The 19,010-nt window shown below is 70.7% G+C and carries 20 protein-coding genes; 10 read left to right on the top strand and 10 right to left on the bottom strand.

The window, feature by feature from the left end:
* The first annotated feature begins 19 nt into the window (after positions 1–19).
* Positions 20–478 carry an NUDIX hydrolase gene (locus AAEP80_RS12665; protein ID WP_413601888.1) on the top strand — a complete coding sequence of 153 codons (459 nt, stop codon included), beginning with the start codon at positions 20–22 and terminating at the stop codon, positions 476–478.
* Here the strand turns inward: AAEP80_RS12665 and AAEP80_RS12660 are convergent.
* Positions 462–854: a VOC family protein gene (locus AAEP80_RS12660; protein ID WP_420364676.1), complete on the bottom strand. Its 393-nt coding sequence runs from the start codon at positions 852–854 to the stop codon at positions 462–464. The genes AAEP80_RS12665 and AAEP80_RS12660 overlap by 17 nt on opposite strands.
* 72 nt (positions 855–926) lie before the next feature.
* Between AAEP80_RS12660 and AAEP80_RS12655 the strand changes: the two genes are divergently transcribed.
* Positions 927–3,293: an ATP-binding cassette domain-containing protein gene (locus AAEP80_RS12655; protein ID WP_420364675.1), complete on the top strand. Its 2,367-nt coding sequence runs from the start codon at positions 927–929 to the stop codon at positions 3,291–3,293.
* 335 nt (positions 3,294–3,628) lie between these two features.
* Positions 3,629–3,790, top strand: a complete 162-nt coding sequence (locus tag AAEP80_RS12650) for a hypothetical protein (protein WP_420364674.1) — start codon at positions 3,629–3,631, stop codon at positions 3,788–3,790.
* Between the two features lie 1,202 nt (positions 3,791–4,992).
* Here AAEP80_RS12650 and AAEP80_RS12645 read toward each other — a convergent pair.
* Positions 4,993–5,403, bottom strand: a complete 411-nt coding sequence (locus AAEP80_RS12645) for a hypothetical protein (RefSeq protein ID WP_420364673.1) — start codon at positions 5,401–5,403, stop codon at positions 4,993–4,995.
* 56 nt (positions 5,404–5,459) lie between these two features.
* On the opposite strand from AAEP80_RS12645, the gene AAEP80_RS12640 reads away from it, so the two are divergent.
* A complete protein-coding gene (locus AAEP80_RS12640) occupies positions 5,460–5,771 on the top strand; it encodes a hypothetical protein (protein ID WP_420364672.1) in 312 nt (103 codons plus the stop codon).
* Between the two features lie 68 nt (positions 5,772–5,839).
* On the opposite strand, the gene AAEP80_RS12635 is transcribed toward AAEP80_RS12640, so the two are convergent.
* Positions 5,840–6,871 carry an alcohol dehydrogenase catalytic domain-containing protein gene (locus AAEP80_RS12635; protein ID WP_420364671.1) on the bottom strand — a complete coding sequence of 344 codons (1,032 nt, stop codon included), beginning with the start codon at positions 6,869–6,871 and terminating at the stop codon, positions 5,840–5,842.
* A 51-nt stretch (positions 6,872–6,922) separates the two neighbouring features.
* Here AAEP80_RS12635 and AAEP80_RS12630 point away from each other — a divergent pair, with 51 nt between their 5' ends.
* Positions 6,923–7,495 (top strand): dihydrofolate reductase family protein, encoded by a 573-nt coding sequence (locus AAEP80_RS12630; protein WP_420364670.1) that lies wholly within the window; start codon positions 6,923–6,925, stop codon positions 7,493–7,495.
* A gap of 32 nt (positions 7,496–7,527) precedes the next feature.
* Here AAEP80_RS12630 and AAEP80_RS12625 read toward each other — a convergent pair whose 3' ends face one another.
* Together AAEP80_RS12625 and AAEP80_RS12620 are read right to left on the bottom strand one after the other, a co-directional pair.
* Positions 7,528–9,636 carry a transglycosylase domain-containing protein gene (locus tag AAEP80_RS12625; RefSeq protein WP_420364669.1) on the bottom strand — a complete coding sequence of 703 codons (2,109 nt, stop codon included), beginning with the start codon at positions 9,634–9,636 and terminating at the stop codon, positions 7,528–7,530.
* A gap of 60 nt (positions 9,637–9,696) precedes the next feature.
* Positions 9,697–10,308, bottom strand: coding sequence for a TetR/AcrR family transcriptional regulator (locus tag AAEP80_RS12620; RefSeq protein WP_420364668.1), 612 nt, complete (start codon positions 10,306–10,308; stop codon positions 9,697–9,699).
* A gap of 52 nt (positions 10,309–10,360) precedes the next feature.
* Here AAEP80_RS12620 and AAEP80_RS12615 point away from each other — a divergent pair, with 52 nt between their 5' ends.
* The 3 genes from AAEP80_RS12615 (at position 10,361) to AAEP80_RS12605 (ending at position 13,038) form a co-directional block, all read left to right on the top strand.
* The gene (locus AAEP80_RS12615; protein ID WP_420364667.1) at positions 10,361–11,815 is read left to right on the top strand and encodes an MFS transporter; all 1,455 of its coding nucleotides are present in this window, start codon (positions 10,361–10,363) and stop codon (positions 11,813–11,815) included.
* A 168-nt stretch (positions 11,816–11,983) separates the two neighbouring features.
* A complete protein-coding gene (locus tag AAEP80_RS12610) occupies positions 11,984–12,424 on the top strand; it encodes a GNAT family N-acetyltransferase (RefSeq protein ID WP_420364666.1) in 441 nt (146 codons plus the stop codon).
* Positions 12,425–12,450: 26 nt separating this feature from the next.
* Complete coding sequence (locus AAEP80_RS12605) at positions 12,451–13,038, top strand: copper resistance CopC family protein (protein ID WP_420364665.1); 588 nt, start codon at positions 12,451–12,453, stop codon at positions 13,036–13,038.
* Between the two features lie 3 nt (positions 13,039–13,041).
* Here the strand turns inward: AAEP80_RS12605 and AAEP80_RS12600 are convergent, their stop codons facing one another.
* Positions 13,042–13,722: an SDR family NAD(P)-dependent oxidoreductase gene (locus tag AAEP80_RS12600; RefSeq protein ID WP_420364664.1), complete on the bottom strand. Its 681-nt coding sequence runs from the start codon at positions 13,720–13,722 to the stop codon at positions 13,042–13,044.
* Positions 13,723–13,823: 101 nt separating this feature from the next.
* On the opposite strand from AAEP80_RS12600, the gene AAEP80_RS12595 reads away from it, so the two are divergent.
* Entirely contained in the window at positions 13,824–14,657 is an 834-nt protein-coding gene (locus AAEP80_RS12595) for a helix-turn-helix domain-containing protein (RefSeq protein ID WP_420364663.1), read from the top strand.
* Positions 14,658–14,672: 15 nt separating this feature from the next.
* Here the strand turns inward: AAEP80_RS12595 and AAEP80_RS12590 are convergent, their stop codons facing one another.
* A complete protein-coding gene (locus tag AAEP80_RS12590; protein WP_420364662.1) occupies positions 14,673–15,917 on the bottom strand; it encodes a beta-ketoacyl-[acyl-carrier-protein] synthase family protein in 1,245 nt (414 codons plus the stop codon).
* 30 nt (positions 15,918–15,947) lie between these two features.
* Here AAEP80_RS12590 and AAEP80_RS12585 point away from each other — a divergent pair, with 30 nt between their 5' ends.
* Complete coding sequence (locus tag AAEP80_RS12585; RefSeq protein WP_420364661.1) at positions 15,948–16,511, top strand: TetR/AcrR family transcriptional regulator C-terminal domain-containing protein; 564 nt, start codon at positions 15,948–15,950, stop codon at positions 16,509–16,511.
* A gap of 6 nt (positions 16,512–16,517) precedes the next feature.
* On the opposite strand, the gene dhaM is transcribed toward AAEP80_RS12585, so the two are convergent.
* Genes dhaM through dhaK form a run of 3 tightly spaced genes read right to left on the bottom strand, consistent with a single transcriptional unit; the run spans position 16,518 to position 18,959 of the window.
* Positions 16,518–17,303 carry a dihydroxyacetone kinase phosphoryl donor subunit DhaM gene (gene dhaM / locus AAEP80_RS12580; protein ID WP_420364660.1) on the bottom strand — a complete coding sequence of 262 codons (786 nt, stop codon included), beginning with the start codon at positions 17,301–17,303 and terminating at the stop codon, positions 16,518–16,520.
* Positions 17,300–17,926: a dihydroxyacetone kinase subunit DhaL gene (gene dhaL, locus AAEP80_RS12575; protein ID WP_402728746.1), complete on the bottom strand. Its 627-nt coding sequence runs from the start codon at positions 17,924–17,926 to the stop codon at positions 17,300–17,302. Before dhaL ends, dhaM begins: the two co-directional genes overlap by 4 nt.
* A gap of 31 nt (positions 17,927–17,957) precedes the next feature.
* Positions 17,958–18,959, bottom strand: coding sequence for a dihydroxyacetone kinase subunit DhaK (gene dhaK, locus AAEP80_RS12570; protein WP_420364659.1), 1,002 nt, complete (start codon positions 18,957–18,959; stop codon positions 17,958–17,960).
* Positions 18,960–19,010: the final 51 nt, after the last annotated feature.

The raw sequence follows: 19,010 nt of genomic DNA, 5'->3' as shown, positions 1-19,010 counted from the left end.
TCGGGGTAGCGTCGACCGGGTGACTGCTGCACCCGGCCTCCGCCTGACCTCCCGCATCCTGCTGCTCGACGACGACGGCCGCGTGTTCCTGATGGACACCAACGCCCCGTCGTCCGACGGCTTCCACCGGTGGATCACGCCGGGTGGGGGAGTCGACCCGGGCGAGACGCACCGCGATGCTGCGATCCGGGAACTCCGCGAGGAGACCGGCATCGTCATCACCGACCCGGGCGAACCGGTCTGGTCGTGGGACTTCGACGTCACGTGGGACCAGGCGGACCACGACCGTGGACACTCCGAGTTCTACGTCGTCCGGACCGCCGGGTTCGTGCTGTCGAGCGACGAGTGGACCGATGACGAGCGGGTCGACATCCTCGGTTCCCGCTGGTGGACGGCCGACGAGCTCGACGCCACGGACGAGCCGTTCGAGCCCGCCGAGCTGCCCGACCTGGTCCGGCGGGTCATTCGCGGGGCGTGAGCACGCAGAACTCGTTGCCCTCGGGATCGGCCAGCACCACCCACGGCACGTCGCGCTGACCGACGTCGGCGAGCGTCGCGCCCCGAGCCACCAGGGCGTCGACCTCTGCCTGGTGCGAGTCGTCCGGCGCGGGTGCGAGGTCGAGGTGGAGCCGGTTCTTCACGGTCTTGCCCTCCGGCACCGGCACGAAGACGAGCCCCTGCGGCTGGTGCTCGCGCGGCGTGCCCTCCGGGATCTCGAGCGCGTGTTCCGGCGCGATCACGGCTTCGTCGTCGGACTCGTACACGACCGGCCACGCGAGGGTCTCACCCCACCACCGCGCGAGGGCGTGCGGGTCGTGGCTGTCGACGACGATCGAGTACCAGCGGAGTGCCATGGCGCCAGTATGGCCGTGCCCACCGACGCCGTCCGGCCAGCGGTCGACCACCCGGTCGGTACCCTGATCGGCATGCACACCAGCGACGCGTCGATCGCCGACAGCCACGACCGCATCCGTGTCCGCGGCGCGCGCGAGAACAACCTGCGCGATGTCGACGTGGACCTGCCGAAGCGTCGCCTGACGGTGTTCACGGGTGTGTCCGGTTCCGGCAAGAGCTCACTCGTGTTCGGCACGGTCGCCGCCGAGTCGCAGCGGATGATCAACGAGACGTACAGCGCTTTCGTGCAGGGCTTCATGCCGACGCAGGGCCGTCCCGACGTGGACGTCCTCGACGGGCTCACCACCGCCATCGTCGTCGACCAGGAGCGGATCGGCGCGGATCCGCGGTCGACGGTGGGGACCGTCACGGACGCGAACGCGATGCTGCGCGTGCTGTTCAGCCGGCTGGGGCAGCCGCACGTCGGCGGGCCCAACGCGTTCTCGTTCAACCTCGCGACCGTTTCGGCCGGCGGAGCGATCACCGTCCAGAAGGGCACCGACGCCAAGGCCCAGAAGGTCAGCTTCAACCGGCTCGGCGGGATGTGCGCCCGCTGCGAGGGGCGGGGGAGCGTCAGCGACATCGACCTCACGCAGCTGTTCGACGACGCCAAGCCGCTGTCCGACGGTGCCCTCACGATCCCCGGCTACGGGACCGAGGGCTGGAACGTCCGGCTGTACGCCGAGTCGGGGTACTTCGACGCCGACAAGCCCATCCGGGACTTCACCGAGCAGGAGCGGCAGGACTTCCTCTACCGGGAGCCGACGAAGCAGAAGATCGCCGGCATCAACATGACGTACGAGGGGCTCGTGCACCGCGTCCGACGGTCGTTCCTGCAGAAGGACCGGGAAGCCATGCAGCCGCACATCCGGGCGTTCGTCGACCGGGCGGTGACGTTCACGACGTGCCCGGACTGCGGCGGCACCCGGCTGAACGACGTCGCGCGCTCGTCCAAGGTGGCGGGCAAGAGCATCGCCGACGTCTGCGCGATGCAGATCACCGACCTCGCGACATGGCTGCACACGCTCGACGAACCGTCGGTCGGCCCGCTCCTCGACGGGCTCCGCGACGCCGTCGACTCCTTCGTCGAGATCGGCCTCGGCTACCTCTCGCTCGAGCGCCCCACCGGCACCCTGTCCGGCGGCGAAGGGCAGCGGGTGAAGATGGTGAAGCACCTCGGGTCCTCGCTCAGCGACGTCACCTACGTGTTCGACGAGCCGAGCACCGGCCTGCACCCGCACGACATCCAACGGATGAACGGACTCCTGCTCCGGCTCCGCGACAAGGGCAACACGGTGCTCGTGGTGGAGCACAAGCCAGAGGTGATCCAGATCGCCGACCACGTGGTCGACCTCGGGCCCGGCGCGGGCGCCGCCGGCGGGACGCTCTGCTACGAGGGACCGCTCGACGGACTCCGGGGGAGCGGCACCGTCACCGGGAACCACCTCGACGACCGGGTCTCGGTGAAGCCGTCGGTCCGGCAGCCGACGGGCGCGATCGAGATCCGCGGCGCCGACCGGCACAACCTGCAGGACGTCGACGTCGACGTGCCGCTCGGCGTGCTCACCGTCGTCACGGGTGTCGCCGGGTCGGGGAAGAGCACGCTCATCCACGGCTCGCTGGCACCGCGCGACGACGTCGTCGCGATCGACCAGAGTGCCATCAAGGGGTCCCGCCGCAGCAACCCGGCGACCTACACCGGGATGCTCGAGCCGATCCGCAAGGCGTTCGCGAAGGCCAACGGCGTGAAACCGGCGTTGTTCAGCGCCAACTCCGAGGGGGCGTGCCCGGCCTGCAACGGTGCCGGCGTGATCTACACCGACCTCGGGATGATGGCCGGGGTCTCCACCACCTGCGCGGAGTGCGACGGCAAGCGCTTCGACCAGTCGGTGCTCGAGTACCGGTTCGGCGGGAAGGACATCAGCGAGGTGCTTGCGATGTCGGTCGCGGATGCCGCGGCCTTCTTCGCCGCGGGGGACACCCGCGTCGCCCCGGCCAGGGCGGTCCTCGAACGGCTCGTGGACGTCGGGCTCGGCTACCTGACCATCGGGCAGCCCCTCACCACGCTGTCCGGCGGGGAGCGACAGCGCCTGAAGCTCGCGACGCACCTGGGGGAGCCCGGCGGGATCATCGTCCTCGACGAGCCGACCACCGGGCTGCACCTGGCGGACGTGCAGCAGCTCCTCGGGCTGCTCGACCGGCTCGTCGACTCCGGCAAGAGCGTCGTCGTCATCGAGCACCACCAGGCGGTGATGGCGCACGCGGACCACCTGATCGACCTCGGGCCCGGTGCCGGACACGACGGCGGCCGGGTCGTGTTCGAGGGGACCCCGGCGGAGCTCGTCGCCGCGCGGTCCACGCTGACCGGGCAGCACTTGGCGGATTACGTCCGGGGCTGAGCGGCCGGGTGCGGGTGGTGCCGGTGAGTGTGAGCTCCACATCGAGTGCGCGGAAGTTGCGGGCTGGAAGGGGTTCCGGCCTCGTTTTCTGCGCACTCGATCCTCTGTGGTGACGGATCCGGACCGGTCGCGTGCGGTCGCGTGCAGGCTCCACATCAAGTGCGCGGAAGTTACGGGCGGAGTCGTGTTCCGGTCGAGCTTTCTGCGCATTCGCGCGTAGGGCCAGGCCGACCACGGGCGGACGGGAGGCTCGGGTGCCGGGAGCGAGCCGAGCCTCCAGTCCGGAAGGCGGCGGCTGACGGCCGTTCCAGCGTGGCGCGCGTACGGTCGCGACCATGAGTTACAGCCAGCCGGATCCGGCAGAAGAGACCACGCAAGGCGGAGCGCCCGAGCAGCCCGACACCGAGCCCGAGGTGCTCGAGGAGTCGGGGGAGGAGAGCGCGGCGCTCGAGATCGACGCCGACGATGTCCCCACCGAGGACGGGGAGCAGTCGTAGGGCACGTCGTCAGACGGACACTGCACGCTCGATCGCGACGGGCAGCATCTACTGAGAAGTTGATGCTGCCCGTCGTCGTCTCGGACCTGGTGAGGCGGTCGCCAGCCGCGACGCGCCCTCGTTATGTCAGCTCACGGACGGCCACGAACAGGCACAAGCTGAGGCGATGGGGATCCCTGTCGTGACCGTCGGACTCATCGAGCCTGGCCGTTCGGATGAGATGCGCCGCCCAGAGCTCCGGTAGCAGCGGCGTTGTCGGACACATCGTCCTACTCGCATGCAATGGACCATGCGAGCAACCTCATCTGGGCGGCCGGGCTCCCTGGCCGGGTGTCCCTCCAAGCGCCGATAATGCATATTATGTCAGATAATGCGGGGGTTACAGCAGGCGCGAGACTTCCCGACCGACGCCGGCCGTTCATGCGACGATCGAGCCATGTCGTCCTCGCTCCCTGCGAGTGGCTCCGTTGACCAACCGTAATCCGGCATGTAATTCTCATTGAACGAGCGAGTCCAAGCTTCCACCTCCCGCCGCAGGCCTGGCGTCAAAAGGGGCACCCCTCGATCACACCAGCCATCGTCGGTGCCGAAAGGCCAATCAATACCGTAATCATTGCCGAGTATGTAGGCTGTCATCTTTGACCATCGCAATTCCTTGTACTGCCTGGGCTGTGCGGGGTAGATCCCACCTGAAACTTCCCCGCACCGGTTTTACCAGGATAGCAAATGCTCGACAGATTATGTCACCGTGGGTAGCCGGTGATCACCTTCCAGTTGCCGTTTCCTACCGGAGCGTACACCGTATAACTTGCAACCACTTTTATCTTTGATCTGGAGCGGACTCGTGTAGAGAAAGGTCCAGCGGTTCCGCATGCGAGCTCAGCATACCCACCCTTAACAACATTAGGCCAATGTTTGCGCGGGAAAGTATCTTTGGTTGCTCTCTTAGTGCTATTGTCACTTGGTTTGCAGCCGGGTGCAGCAACACCAGCGGTGCCGGCAACGGTGACGGTGCCGGCAACGGTGACGGTGCGCCAGGTCTTCGCGGGCATCGGGGTGTTGTAGCCGCCGATGTTGTTCTTCGTGTCCAGGATCCGACCCGTGGCCGGAACGAACACGCCGCCGGTGCCACTACACGTCACCATCACGGCCTGACCCCACCCGATATTCGCCGAGAATGTATCTTATATCAGTCCGGGTGTTCAGAGGCGCTGCAGGACGAACCGGTCTCCCCGCTCGGACTCCGCGTAGACCAGCGCACCGGGCGCGACCGACACCACGACGCCTCCAGCTTGTCCGGCGTGCTCGTCCAGGGCTGACCGGAGATCCTGGACGAACTCATTGCCGTCGACCGTGAACACCACACACGGTGTGTCCGCTGCCGCGCCGAGCGCTTCGAGCTGTCGCAACACCGCTTCGGGAGCCGGATCCGTTCCCGAGACGACCGGCGAGCGCCGATCGGTTCGGAACGGCTGTCGGAGTGCGACCTCGATCGCGAACTTCCGTCGGGCGGGCACCGAGCCGCGAAGGCCGGCGAGCCGGGAGCGTCGGCCCGGTTCCACGAACGAGGTGATCAACGCCTCCGCATGGGCATCGATCTGCTCCGATGTCATCAAGACTCCCCTGGTGGTCCGTTGCACGTCCCGGTCTACCAGGAACGGGCTCCGGGGTGCTGAAACTGGACGTGGTCGCCGACAGCGACGAGTTGGCTCGGTTGCAGTGCCGTCGTTCGACGGTCCTCGCCGACGAAAGGCACCTCATGCACCCCGTCAAGTACCTCAGCAGCATCGGTTTCCGCAGTGACTACGCCTACCTCGGAGCGTTCGTCTCGATCGCCCTCTCGCTGATCAGCTGGCTGTTCTCCCGCGGCAACAAGCACCACGACAAGGCACAGTCCGACCGATGGGGCATCTTCGTCGGCCACTGGGCGCCGACGTTCATGGCGCTCGGCGTCGCGCTGACCCTCGAAGAGCGCGACTGACACGACGGCGCGCCCCATCACATGCGTGTGATGGGGCGCGCGACCTGTCTGGAGTCCCGAGCGTGGGCTCAGAAGACAGCCACGGTCATTCCCACCGACGAGCTCGGTCCGTCCATGGCCTGGAGCGCGTCGGGCAGCTCCGCGAAGTCGATCGTCCGTCCGATGGACTCGTCCGGGCGCAGTCGTCCGGTGACGACGTCGTCGAGCATCGCGGCGTACTCACCGACGGAGATGCCGTGGCTGCCGAGCAGCTCGAGTTCCTCGCCGATCACCCGGCCCATCGGGATCGCCGGGGCGGCCTCGTCGTCGAGGAGCAACCCGACCTGCACGTGCCGACCTCGCGCGCGGAGTGACGCGACGGCAGCGACCGAGGTCGCGCGACTGCCGTAGGCGTCGACCGAGACGTGCGCTCCGCCGTCGGTCAGCTCCTGGACCCGCTCCACGGCCCGCTCCCCCGACGGCACGGTCGTCGCGCCGAGGGCCTCTGCACGTGCGAGCGCGCCGGGCGAGACGTCCACGGCGACGACGTGCGCACCTGCTGCGATCGCGACGATCACGGCCGACAGTCCGACACCGCCGCACCCGAACACCGCGACGTGCTCCCCCGCACGCAGGCGGCCGCGGGCGTGCAGCGCGTGGTACGCCGTCCCGAAGCGACACCCGAGTCCGGCGGCCTCGGCGAACCCGACGGCGTCGGGCAACGCCACGAGGTTCAGGTCGGCTTGCGGGACGACGAGCTCCTCGGCGAACGACCCGGGCAGGGTGAACCCCGGCTGCTCCTGCCGCGTGCAGACCTGGGTGGCGCCGTCCAGGCACTCCTGGCAGGTCCCACAGGCGAAGACGAACGGCGCGGTGACACGGTCCCCCACCCGGTGGTCGCGGACCTCGGGTCCGGCCTCGACGACGACGCCCGCGAACTCGTGTCCGGGGACGTGCGGCAGCGTGACCGAGTCGTCGTGGCCGCGCCAGGCGTGCCAGTCGCTCCGGCAGACGCCGGTCGCCGCGACCCGCACCACGACGCCGTGCGGCGGGCACGGTTCCCGATCCACGTCGACGATCGTCGGGGTGGCACCGAACTCCTGGTACATGACTGCGCGCACCGGATCATCATGGCAGGGACAGCAGCCAGAACGAGCGGACGAGGGTGGGTGGTGACCGTGGGTGCACTGGTCCTGAAGATGTCGATGTCAGTGGACGGGTTCACGAGCGGCGCGGACGGCTCCGACTGGATGTTCCGGGCGAGCACTCCGGACTCGGCGGCCTGGGTGGCCGACACGGTCGCGAGCGCCGCGGTCCACGTCTTCGGTCGCCGGACGTTCGAGTCCATCGCCGGGTTCTGGTCGACCGCGACGATGCCCGTCGCGGAAGCGATGAACAGCGTCCAGAAGGTCGTGTTCACCCGGGCCGGCTTCGACCCACGCACGCTCGACGCCGCCGCGGTGTGGCGGGACGCGCGGGTCGCGGACGGGGACCTCGCCTCCGAGGTCACCCGCCTCAAGGCCGAGCACGACGGAGTCGTGCTCGCGCAGGGCGGCACCGCGTTCTGCCGGAGCCTCGTGCACGCCGACCTGGTCGACGAGTACCGGCTCGTGGTGCTGCCGGTCGCGCTCGGAGGCGGGGACGCCCTCTTCGCCGGACTCCCCCGCGAGCTGGACCTCGAGCTCGTCAGCTCGACGACGTTCGCGGGCGGCGCCATGGCGAACGTCTACCGACCCCGACGCTGACACCAGGCAACCGGCCGGCCGCGCCCCTGACCTCAGCCGGCCGCCGCCCGCATCGCCTGGTTCACCGGGGTCTGCGCCTGCTTCCAGACGTTCGACCGCATGCTCGCGTACGTGCCGCCCGTCCCGCTGCCGTAGTGCCGGAGGTTCGTCTTCTTCCCGTCGGTGAGCCCCTGCCAGTACGCGGTGACGGCCTGCTTGCTCCCACCGACGAGCCAGATCTGGTCGGCGTCGTCGGTGGTGCCGGTCTTCGCGAACAGCGGCGTGCCGTCCGGGGTCTGCGCGCCGACGGCCGTGCCCCGGGCGACGGTCCCCTGCATCGTCCGGAACGCGGTGTCCGCGACCGCCGGCGACAGTGCCTGCGTGCAGGAGCGCTGCTGCCCCCCGAGCGACTTCCCACTGCGGTCGGTGACGGCGTCGATCACGGTCGGGGCGCAGTACACGCCGCCGTTCGCGACCGCCGCGTAGGCGGACGCCATGGTCAGCGGGGCGATGTTCGAAGTGCCGAGGATCGACGCCGGGTTCGCCGGCAGGTCGCCACCCGCTGCGAGGTGCACGCCGAGCTTGGCGGCGACGTCGCGGATGTCGCAGAGGTCGAGCTTCGCCGCCATCGACGCGTAGGCCGCGTTCACGGATCCGGCGGTCGCGGCGGCAACGGTGTAGTTGCCGCGCTGTCCTGGGGAGTCGTTCTTCGGGCTCCACGCCGAGGTGATGGTCTCGCCGCACTGCGTCCAGCGGCTCGTCGTGTGTGGTGTCCCGTTCACGACGGCGTTCACGCTCCGACCGGCTTCGAGCCATGCGAGCAGGGTGAACAGCTTGTACGTGGACCCCGGCTGGAAGCCGATCCCACCGCCGCGGTCCTGGTCGACGCTGTAGTTGATGCTGGTGTCCGTCGCGGGCGCGCATGCGCCCTGGTCCGAGTCGACCGCCGCGCAGGACGGGAGCTGGTTGTAGTTGCGGTTCTGCGCCATCGTCAGCACGCGACCGGTGGACGCCTCGACGGTGTCGAGCGTCGATCCGAGCGCGATCCTGGCCTCGGTGTTCGGGTCGTACGTGTCGAGCAGGCCCTTCTGCTGGCCGTTCAGGTCGAGGTCGAGACTCGTCTGGATCGTGTAGCCACCGTTCCGCCAGGCGACGTCCCGTTGCTCCTGGGTCGTGCCGAGTTGCGTCATCGTCTTCACGACCCGAGCGGCGTAGTCGCAGAAGAACTGGGATCCGACCCCTGCGGCGGCCACGCACCCCTGCGACGGCGCGGCCAGGTGGACGTACTGCTCCGGCTGGGCCGCGATGGCCTCGTCGTACTGGGCCCTGGTGAGGTGCCCCTGCGCGTGCATCGACCCGAGGATGACGTCTCGGCGCTCGGTGTTGGCCGGGTAGTGCGACGGGTCGGAGAGGTCGCGCTTCTCCGGCCACTGCACGATCGCCAGGATCGAAGCAGCCTCGGTGGGTGTGAGGTTCGTCGCGTCCTTGCCGAAGTATCGCTGCGCCGCGGCCTGTACACCGTAGGTCTGATCGCCGAAGTAGGCGATGTTGAGGTACGCGGCGAGGATCTCCTTCTTGGAGTACTTCTTCTCGAGACCGATCGCGAGCTTCATCTCCGCGAGCTTCCGGGACGCCGACGGCTCGATGGCTTCGCGGTACGCGGCGTCGACCTCCTCCTGCGTCGGGAGCTCGAGCGCCTGCTGCATCTTGATGTTGCGGACGAGCTGCATCGTCAGCGTCGACGCACCACCTGACCCGCCGAGTCCCCCGCTGGCCAGGCTGCCGACGGCGGCACGGACGACCGACGACGCGTCGACGCCGCCGTGGTCCCAGAACCGCTTGTCCTCGCCGTCGACGGCCGCGTACCGGAGGTACTCGCTGATCTCGTCGAGCTGCAGCTCTTCGCGGTTCTGGGCGTACACGGTCGCCAGGTGCACGGGCTGCCCACCCTGGTACGCGAGCACCTCGTTCCGCTGCGGCAGGTCACCGATCTCGATGTACTCCGGCAGCGAGTCGAAGACGTCGATCGTCGAGGTCGTGGTGACGCCGAGCACGGCGATCGCGGGGGTGACACCGACGGTCACGAGCAGTCCGGCGAGCGTGCTGAACCCGATGAACCCGATGAACGCTCCGACCCCCGAGCGGTTCTCCTGTGTTGCCATGCGCACACTGTCCTGCATGCGACATGACGTGCACTGGGTGATCGGTGTGGATGTCCGGGGTCAGGCTGGCAGAACGCCGTGACGGAGCGTGTCGAGGAGACGGTCGACGCGGACGCGGTGTGCGGCTGCGACGTCATCACCGGACTCCCCCGCGAGCACGTGGCCGGCGGTCTCGACGAGCACCGAGGCGTACCCGGCGACCACGTACGCCGCTGCCAGTCCCGCGTCCGCCGGGAACGCCGGGTCCGACGACAGCGCGTCGCGGAGCGCGGCCTGGAGTTCGCTGGCGATCGCACGCGCGTGCGCCAGCAGCGCCGGCGACCCGGCGATCGTCCGGAAGAAGGGCACGGACCGTGGATCGAGCCCGGACAGTGGATGGCGCTCGTCGGCGAGTCGGTGGAACAGGCCGGACAGGGCCTCCCCCACCCCGACACCGTCCGCGCGCTCCGTGACGGCTCCGACGAGCAGTTCGCGGGCCTCGTCGGAACGATCGAGGAACAGGTCCTCCTTGCGTGGGAAGTGGTTGAAGACCGTGACGCTCGAGACCCCTGCTGCCCGGGCGATCTGCGCGACCGTCACCGCGTCGAACCCGTGCTCGAGGAACAGCTCCGCCGCCGTCGACGCGATCTTCTCGCGCGTCTGCGGTCCCCCGCGGGTCGCGGTCCTGGGCATGCTGACTCCTCCGTGCCTTGTGTAACTAACTTTAGTCGGTTAACCTAACGACATGTCCACCAACCAGTCCGACGTCATCATCCCGCAGTCTCGCGCCTCGCTCCGTGATGCGTGGGTCGCACTCGCCGGTCTGTCGGCGGTGTTCCTCTTCGAGATGCTCGACAACTCGATCCTCACCGTGGCGCTCCCGACGATCGGGCGCGAACTCCACGCGAGCACGACCGCCCTGCAGTGGGTGACCGGCTCCTACTCCGTGGTGTTCGGCGGTCTGATGCTCGGGTTCGGCGCCGTCGCCGACCGGTTCGGCCGCCGCCGCGTGATGCTCCTCGGACTCGTGCTCCTGGGGCTCGCCAGCCTGACGACGGTGTTCGTGACGACGGTCGAGCAGCTCGTCGCCGTCCGGATCGTGATGGGCATCGCCGCCGCGATGACGACACCGGGGTCGATGGCGCTGGCCTTCCGGCTGTTCCGCGAGGACGACCTGCGGGTCCGCGCCACCACGGTGATCTCGACGGTCGGCCTCGTCGGACTCGCGATCGGCCCCACCGTCGGCGGGCTCGTCCTCGCGGTCGCACCCTGGCAGGTGCTGCTGCTCGTCAACGTGCCGATCGCCGCACTCGCCTTCGCGGGGATCCGCACCGGCATCGCCCGCGACGACCCGACGGAACTCCACCGCGACCCTGTCGACGTGCTCGGGGCCGTCCTCGGGACGGCGGCGATCGTCTGTGCGCTCGTGGCTCCCACGCTCTTCGTGCAGGACGGGGTCGGCGCCGTCGGACCGTGGATCGCGACGACCGCCGCGGTCCTCGCGGTCGTGCTCTTCGTCGTGCGCGAGCGCACGGCCCGACACCCGCTCCTCGACCTCACCCTGGTCGCTCGTCCGCTGGTGTCCGCCGGTCTCGCGTACAAGGCCGCGACGGGCATCGCGGTCGCGGGCATGGGGTACCTCGTCACCCTGCAGCTCCAGCTCGCCTGGGGCTGGTCCCCCGCGCTCGCCGCCGTCGGCATGCTGCCGCAGGTCGTCGTCCTGATCGCGGGCGGCCGGTTCGTCGGACCGTTCGTGCAGCGCGTCGGTCTGGGGCGTGCGGCGTGGATGAGCGCCACCTCCGTGGTCCTCGGGCTCGCGGTGTTCGCGCTGCTCGGTCGCACCGGTTACGTCGCTGTCGCCATCGCGCTGGTGCTCGTCGCCGCCGGCATGCGCGTGGTCGGTGTCGTCGCCGGCGTCAACGTCCTCCGCGGCCTCCCCGAGGACCGCACCACCATCGGCGCCGCACTCGTCGACACCGCCTCCGAGGTCTCCTCCGGCGTCGGTCTCGCGGTCGTCGGCACGATCCTCGCCGCGCTCGTCACCGGCTCGATCGCGTCCGCGCACTGGACCGCAGCGCAGGCCGCCGGGTTCGACGAGGCGGTCACGGTCGGCAGCGGGGCCCTGACGGCGGTCGCCGCGGCGCTCGTCCTGTGGGCGACGATGCGGACGCGCCGCGGTGCGGCGCAGCCGACGGACTGACCCGTCACCGGTCGGCCCAGCCGACGGATGGCCCGGTCACGAGGCGGACGGGAGGCTCTGCGCACCGCCGCCACGAGCCTCCCGTCCGGCCCTGGTCGAGTGGACCACCGGTCCACTCCGCGGAGATCGGCCGTTGTCGCGTCGCGCCGCGCCTGCTTGGCTGGTCGGATGAGCGACCTGCGGTTCTCCGACGACCCAGCTGATCTCGACTTCGAGCGGGTGCACCGCTGGCTGAGCGAGCAGTCCTACTGGGCGCGCGGCCGGACCCGCGAGCAGCAGCGCGCCGCGATGGCGGGCTCGCGGGTCTTCGGCGTGTTCGACGGCGCGAGCGGGGTCCAGCTCGGGTACGCCCGGGTGATCACCGACGGCGCGACGTTCGGCTGGCTCGCCGACGTCTTCGTCGACCCCGACAGCCGTGGCCGCGGCGTCGGCATCGCCCTCGTCGAGGGCATCACGACGTCGTTGGCGCCGCTCGGACTCAAGCGGATCGTGCTGTACACCGCGGACGCACACGGCCTCTACGAGAAGTCCGGCTTCCGACCGGTGCCGGATCCGGCGAACTGGATGGTCCTGCCCGGCCCGGGGTTCGGCCACGACGTGCACGACTGACCACCAGCCTCCCGGAGAATGGACGCATGCGTCGCATCCTCCAGTCCTCGGTCGCCGCAGCGGTCCTCGTCCTGACCACGCTCGTCGCGACGGAACCGGCCAGCGCGCACTCGGCGCTGACCGCGAGCAACCCCGCCGACGGCGCGACCGTGACGACGCCGCTGGAGCGGGTCGAGCTGACGTTCTCGCAGGCGCCGCTCGCCGGACTCGACGCCGGCCTCCGGATCGAGGTCCGCGACGCCGCCGGAACCGACGTGTCGAACGGCGGGGTGCTCGTCGACGGGACGACGATGTCCACCGGGGTCCGAGTCGAGGACGGCGCGTACTCGGTGCTCTGGCGGTACGTCTCCCCCGACGGGCACCCGATCACCGGCGAGCTCGGCTTCACGGTGGCGCTCCCCGCCGCATCGACGCCGACGGCGGTACCGAGCCCGTCGTCGTCCTCGCTCGACGTGACGCGGTCTCCGACCGCCCCGCCCGTCTCCGGGGCCGACGGCGGATCCCCCTGGTACGCGGGACCGGCGCCGTGGATCGGTGGCGGCGCGCTGCTGCTGGCCGTGGCACTCGTGCTCGTCGCCACCACCCGCGGACGCCGGACCGCGGACGAGGAATGAGCGTCAGTACGCGATGCGTCCGTCGCGGTCGTGGAACTCGCCCGTCGGGCCGCTCTGGTCGAGCGTCGCCAGGGCGACCGTGGCGTCGGTGCCCTCGGTGACGGTCTGGTGACCGCCGAACCCGTTGAACTCCGTCGCCGTGTACCCGGGGTCGCTGACGTTGACGCGGAAGTCGGGCAGGTTCTTCGCGTACTGCACGGTCAGGGCGATCACCGCTGCCTTCGACGCCGCGTAGGGGATCGACGGCACCGGGTACTCGTCCCGGCCGGGGGTGGTCAGCCAGCGCGCGAACCCGACGCCGGACGCCACGTTGACGATCACCGGGTTCGCCGATTGCCGGAGACGGGGCAGCGCCGCCTGCGTCACGCGGACGATGCCGGTGACGTTGGTGTCGAGGACGGGCGTCATCGCGTCGGCATCGAGATCGTCGACACCGAAGGACGTCCCGAGGACCCCGGCGTTGTTCACGAGGACGTCGAGTTCCGGCAGGGACGCCACTGCCGCGTCGATGCTCGCCTGGTCGGTGACGTCGAGCCGGAGGACCTGCGCGCCGAGGTCGCGTGCGGCGTCGCCGGTCCCGGGGTCGCGCATGCCGGCGTACACGGTGTGCCCGGCGTCGATGAGTCGTCGAACGGTCTCGAGCCCGAGGCTCCGGTTGGCTCCGGTGATGAGTGTGGTGGTCATGCACCCAGCCTGGACCGCACGCGGTGGGCCTCCCAGGTGCCGGTCGACGGTGGGACCCGGAGTACCAGGCCGACCCGGCCGATCGGGGCGATGATGGGGCAATGAGCGAGTTCGCGAGTGTGCTGCGGTCCTGGCGTGATCGGGTCCGGCCCGAGGGGGTCGGCCTCCCAGCCGGCCCCGGGCGACGGACACCAGGGCTCCGACGCGAGGAACTCGCCGCGCTCGCCGGTGTGAGCGTCGACTACGTGGTGCGGCTCGAGCAGGGGCGCTCGGTGAACCCGTCGCCGCAGCTGCTCGGCTCCCTCGCGACCGCGCTCCGACTGACGACCGAGGAGCGGGACCACCTGTTCCGCGTCGCCGACGCCGCTCCGCCGTCACGAAGCGTCGTCCCCCGCCACGTCACGCCGGGGGTCCAGCGCATGGTGGACCGTCTCGGCGACGTCCCACTCGCGGTGTTCACGGCGGCGCACGACACGCTGCTCTGGAACGACCTCTGGGCGGCGCTCACCGGTGACCCGGAACGCCTCCTCGGCATCGAGCGGAACCTGGTCTGGCGGCACTTCATGCTCGGCCACGACGGCATCGAGTACGACGACGACCACCAGGAGGAGTTCTCCAGCGACCTCGTGGCAGACCTGCGCGTCGCCGTCGGGAAGTACCCCGGCGACCGGGCACTCGCCGAGCTGGTGGCCCGGCTCCGACGGGAGTCGCCGGAGTTCGAGCGCCGGTGGGCGGTCGCGCGGGTCGCGGAGCACCGAGCGAGCCGGAAGACCCTCCACACCGCCGTCGGTCCGATCACGGTGGACTGCGACGTGCTCAGCGTGCCGGGCGGGGACCTGCGGATCGTGGTCTACACGGCGGTCCCCGGATCGGACGACGCCGACAAGCTCGACCTGCTCCGGGTCACCGGGCTGCAGGACCTGGCGCCCCGCTGACCCACCACGACCGGCTCACGCGGCCGTCAGGAGCAGCGACGCGTTCTGGCCACCGAAGCCGAACGAGTTGTTCAGTGCGGCCCGCATCGGCGCCTGCCGTGCGACGCCGGACGCGACGTCGAGGTCGATCTCCGGGTCCAGCCGCTCCAGGTTCAGCGTCGGCGGCACGATGCCGGTCTCCAGGGCGCGGATCGTCAGGATCGTCTCCACGGCACCTGCGGCGCCGAACATGTGGCCGATCGCGCTCTTCGGCGCCGTCACCACCGCATCCGCACCGACGACCCTGGTGATCGCGGCCGCCTCGCTCGTGTCGCCGACCGGCGTCCCGGTGGCGTGTGCGTTCACGTGGTCGACGTCGGTCCCCTGCAGTCCGGCCATCCGGAGCGCCTGGAGCATCGCGCGTTCCTGTCCGGAACCGTCCGACCGCGGTGCGGTGATGTGGAAGGCGTCGGAGGTGATGCCCCAACCCGCGAGCCGCGCACGCACCCGTGCACGGCGGGCGGCGGCGTGGTCGGCACGCTCGAGGACGACGAGCCCCGACCCCTCCCCGAGCACGAACCCGCGCCGGTCGGCGTCGAAGGGTCGCGACAGGGTGGTCGGGTCGTCGCCGTCCGGCTTCGCGAGCGCCTGCGACTGGGCGAACGACGCCATCGTCACCGGGGTCACCGCGGCCTCCGCTCCCCCGGCGACGACCACGTCCGCCTCCCCCGAGCGGATCAGACGGGCACCGAGCGCGATCGCCTCGGCTCCCGACGCGCAGGCGGAGACGGTCGTGTACGCGCCGGCGCGAGCATCGAGGTCGATGCTGATCTGTGCGGCAGCGCCGTTCGCCATGAGCATCGGCACCGTCCGCGGGGACACGCGCCTGGCACCGTTCCGACCGAGTTCGTCGTGCGCGTCGAGGAGCGTCTCGATGCCGCCGATGCCCGTGCCCACCACGACCGCGAGTCGGTCGGGGTCGACGTCCGGCGCGCCGGCGTCCGCCCACGCCTCGGCAGCGGCGACGAGCGCGAGCTGCTGGCTGCGGTCGAGACGCTGCGCGCGGACCCGCCCGAGCGCACCATCGGCGTCGAGCGCGGCATCGGCGCCGATGCGGATCGGCACCTGCGCCCAGAGGTCGCCCTGGCGGTCGAGCGTCCGGACGCCCGACCGACCGGCGACGAGCGCGTCCCAGAGCGGGGCGACGCCGTGCCCGAACGGCGAGACCGCGCCGGACCCGGTGATGACGACGTCGTGGGGATAGCTACTTGTATGCTGCACAAGTTGAGTTGTACCACGTACAATCCGGGCATGGCAAGCACACGCGGCTCGGCGACGCGGGCACGGATCCTCGACGCGGCGGCCGACCTCCTCGGCGACCGCAGTCCCCGTGCGCTCACCGTCAGCGACGTCGCACGGGCCGCCGAGGTCTACCCGAACCAGATCACGCACCACTTCGGGTCGAAGGACCGTCTCGTCGTCGACGCGGCGTTCGCCCGGTTCCTCCGTGACACCACGCGACTCCAGGCCGCCGGGCGTCGTGCGACGACCCCTGCGGCGCTCCGGTCGGTGCTGGCGCGGACCGCGCTGGCGATGCCGTCGACGGCGCTGCTGGTGACGGCGCTCGGGACCGCGCAGGACGACGCCCGCCTCCGCGACCGCACGAGCACGCTGCTCGCGGTGCTCTTCCGACAGTCCGAGCGCTACCTCGACCGCATCACCGCTGACCACGGCTGGCACAGCGAGCGCGGCGTGGCGCGTGATGCCCGGACGTTCTGGAGTGCGGTGTTCGGTGCCGTGCTGTTCGCCACGGCGGGCGCCGTCGGCGGGCCCTCCGACGTCGACGTCGCCGCGACGATCAGCATCACCGACTGACGGCGACTACTCCCCGAAGCCGGACCGGACGAGCGCCTCGAGCGCGTCCACGGCGTCCTGCGCGTCGTCGCCAGAAGCCTCGATGGTCACCGTGGCGCCCTTCGGCAGGGCGAGCGCCATGATGCCGAGCAGGCTCTTCGCGTCCACACCGTTCACGCGGACGGCCGCGTCGTACTTCGCGGCGGTCTTCACGAAGTCCGCAGCGGGGCGGGCGTGCAGGCCGGTCTCGTTGACCAGTTCCACGGTCGTGGACGCGGCCACGTCGTCGCCAGGGGCGGCCCCGTCGACCGGTACCGGGCCTCTCCCCATCGGCACGGCCGTCTCGCCGATGGCGCGTCGATCCGGAACCGGCGACGTGGGCCCAGACTGGTCGCCGTCCACCGGACGGGAGGCAGTGCTCGCGTCCGACCCGGAGGCTGCGGCGGACGCCGCGGCGGCGAGCACGGCGTCGACGTCGCCACCTGTCTGGGCCGCGACGGCGGCGGCGACCGTCCCCTCGACGATCGGGGCATCGGACACGTGCACCCGCGCGCGCACCTCGTCGTCCAGGAAGTCGAGCGCGGTGTCCGTCGTCAGGTACGCGGACCCGAGGTCGCACAGGACGACGACCGCATCGGCATCGGCGAGCTCCTCGATGCCGGCCGTGATCGCCTCGAACGAGGTGCCGATGCCGCCGTCCTCGGTGCCGCCGGCGGCGACGAGCTGCACGTCGGCCGCCATCTGCCGGGCGAGCTCGACGGTCCCGGTCGCGACCGCCGCGCTGTGCGACACGACCAGGATCCCGACGGTCACGCCGCGTCCACTGCTGCGCGGAGGATGTAGGCGGTCGACTGGGCACCCGGGTCGCGGTGCCCGACCGCCCGCTCGCCGAGGTAGCTCGCGCGCCCCTTGTGGGCGACGAGCGGCTCCGTCGACTCGGCGCCGGTGACGGCCGCGTCCGCTGCCGCCTCGAGCACCCGCTCCGGGGACTCGCCGGCCTGCGCCGCCGTGGCCGCGGCGTCGACCGCCGGGGTCCAGGCGTCGATCATCGTCTTGTCGCCGACCGCGGCCTTGCCGCGGGAGACGACGCCGTCCCTGGCTGCCGTGAGGACCGCGACGAGCGCGTCCGCGTCGAGTTCGGATGCGTCACCCGCTGCCTGGGCCGCCTTGAGGTACGCGGTGCCGAACAGCGGACCCGCCGCACCGCCGACCGTGGAGATCAGCTTCGTGGCGACGGTCTTGAACACGGCGCCCGGTGTGTCGAACGAACCGCCGTCGACGGCTTCGAGCACGGCGCGGAAGCCCCGGTCGAGGTTCTCGCCGTGGTCGCCGTCACCGATCTCCCGGTCGAGCGTCACGAGCTCCGCCCGGTGTTCGTCGATCGTCGCGGCGGTGCGGCGTACCCAGTCGATGGCCCATGCGGTGTCGAGCGCCAATTCTCGTTCCCTTCCTGCGGTCGGTGCGGTGTCAACGGCCCCAGCGCAGTGCTGGGGTCTCCACCGGTGCGTCCCAGAGCGTGGTCAGTTCGTCGTCGAGCACCGTGACGGTGATCGAGAACCCCTGCATCTCGAGGGACGTGACGTAGTCGCCGACCAAACTACGCGTGACCTCGTAGCCGCGGTCGGACAGGACTTCTGCGGCGCGTCGGTAGGCGATGTACAGCTCCGACAGCGGGGTCCCGCCCATGCCGTTCACGAACAGGAGCAGGCGTGCGCCAGCCGGTGCGGCGAGGTCGGTCAGGATCGGTTCGAGGACCCGGTCGACGAGCGCGTCGACCGGCGCCATCGCGATCCGCTCACGGCCGGGCTCTCCGTGGATCCCGATGCCGAGCTCGGCCTCGTCGTCGGCCAGGGTGAACGACGGCTCCCCCGCGTGCGGCACGGTGCCCGGCGCGATCGCGAGGCCCATCGACCGCGTGACGTCGTTGACGTGCCGGGCGACGGCGGCGACCGCGTCCAGGTCGTCGCCGCGTTCGGCGGCGGCGCCTGCACACTTCTCCACGACGACGGTGCCGGCGACACCGCGGCGGCCGGCTGTGTAGAGGGAGTCCTGCACGGCGACGTCGTCGTCGACCACGACGGACTCGACGCGGATGTCGTCCATGCCGGCGAGCTCCGCCGCCGTCTCGAAGTTGAGGACGTCCCCGGTGTAGTTCTTCACGATGTGCAGGACGCCGGCGCCACCGTCGACGGCCTTCGTCGCGGCGACGATGGGGTCCGGCGTGGGGCTCGTGAACACCGGGCCGGGAACGGCGGCGTCGAGCATCCCGTGCCCGACGAACCCGGCGTGCAGGGGCTCGTGCCCGCTGCCGCCGCCGCTGACCAGGCCGACCTTGCCCTGCTTCGGCGCATCAGTGCGGTGAAGGTGGATCGGGTCCTCCACCAGGACGACGTGCCCGGCGTGTGCCTGGGCGAACCCGCGGACGGTCTCGATGACCACGTCCTGCGGGTCGTTGATGAGCTTCTTCATGTGTGGCCTCCACGGGTGTCGACGCCGGGACGAGGCCTGCACACCGCCGAC

The sequence above is a fragment of the Curtobacterium sp. L3-7 genome (assembly GCF_048756585.1).
Classification (GTDB): domain Bacteria; phylum Actinomycetota; class Actinomycetes; order Actinomycetales; family Microbacteriaceae; genus Curtobacterium.
Note: the sequence above shows the minus strand (reverse complement) of the source record. Positions and strands in the feature narration are given on the sequence as shown.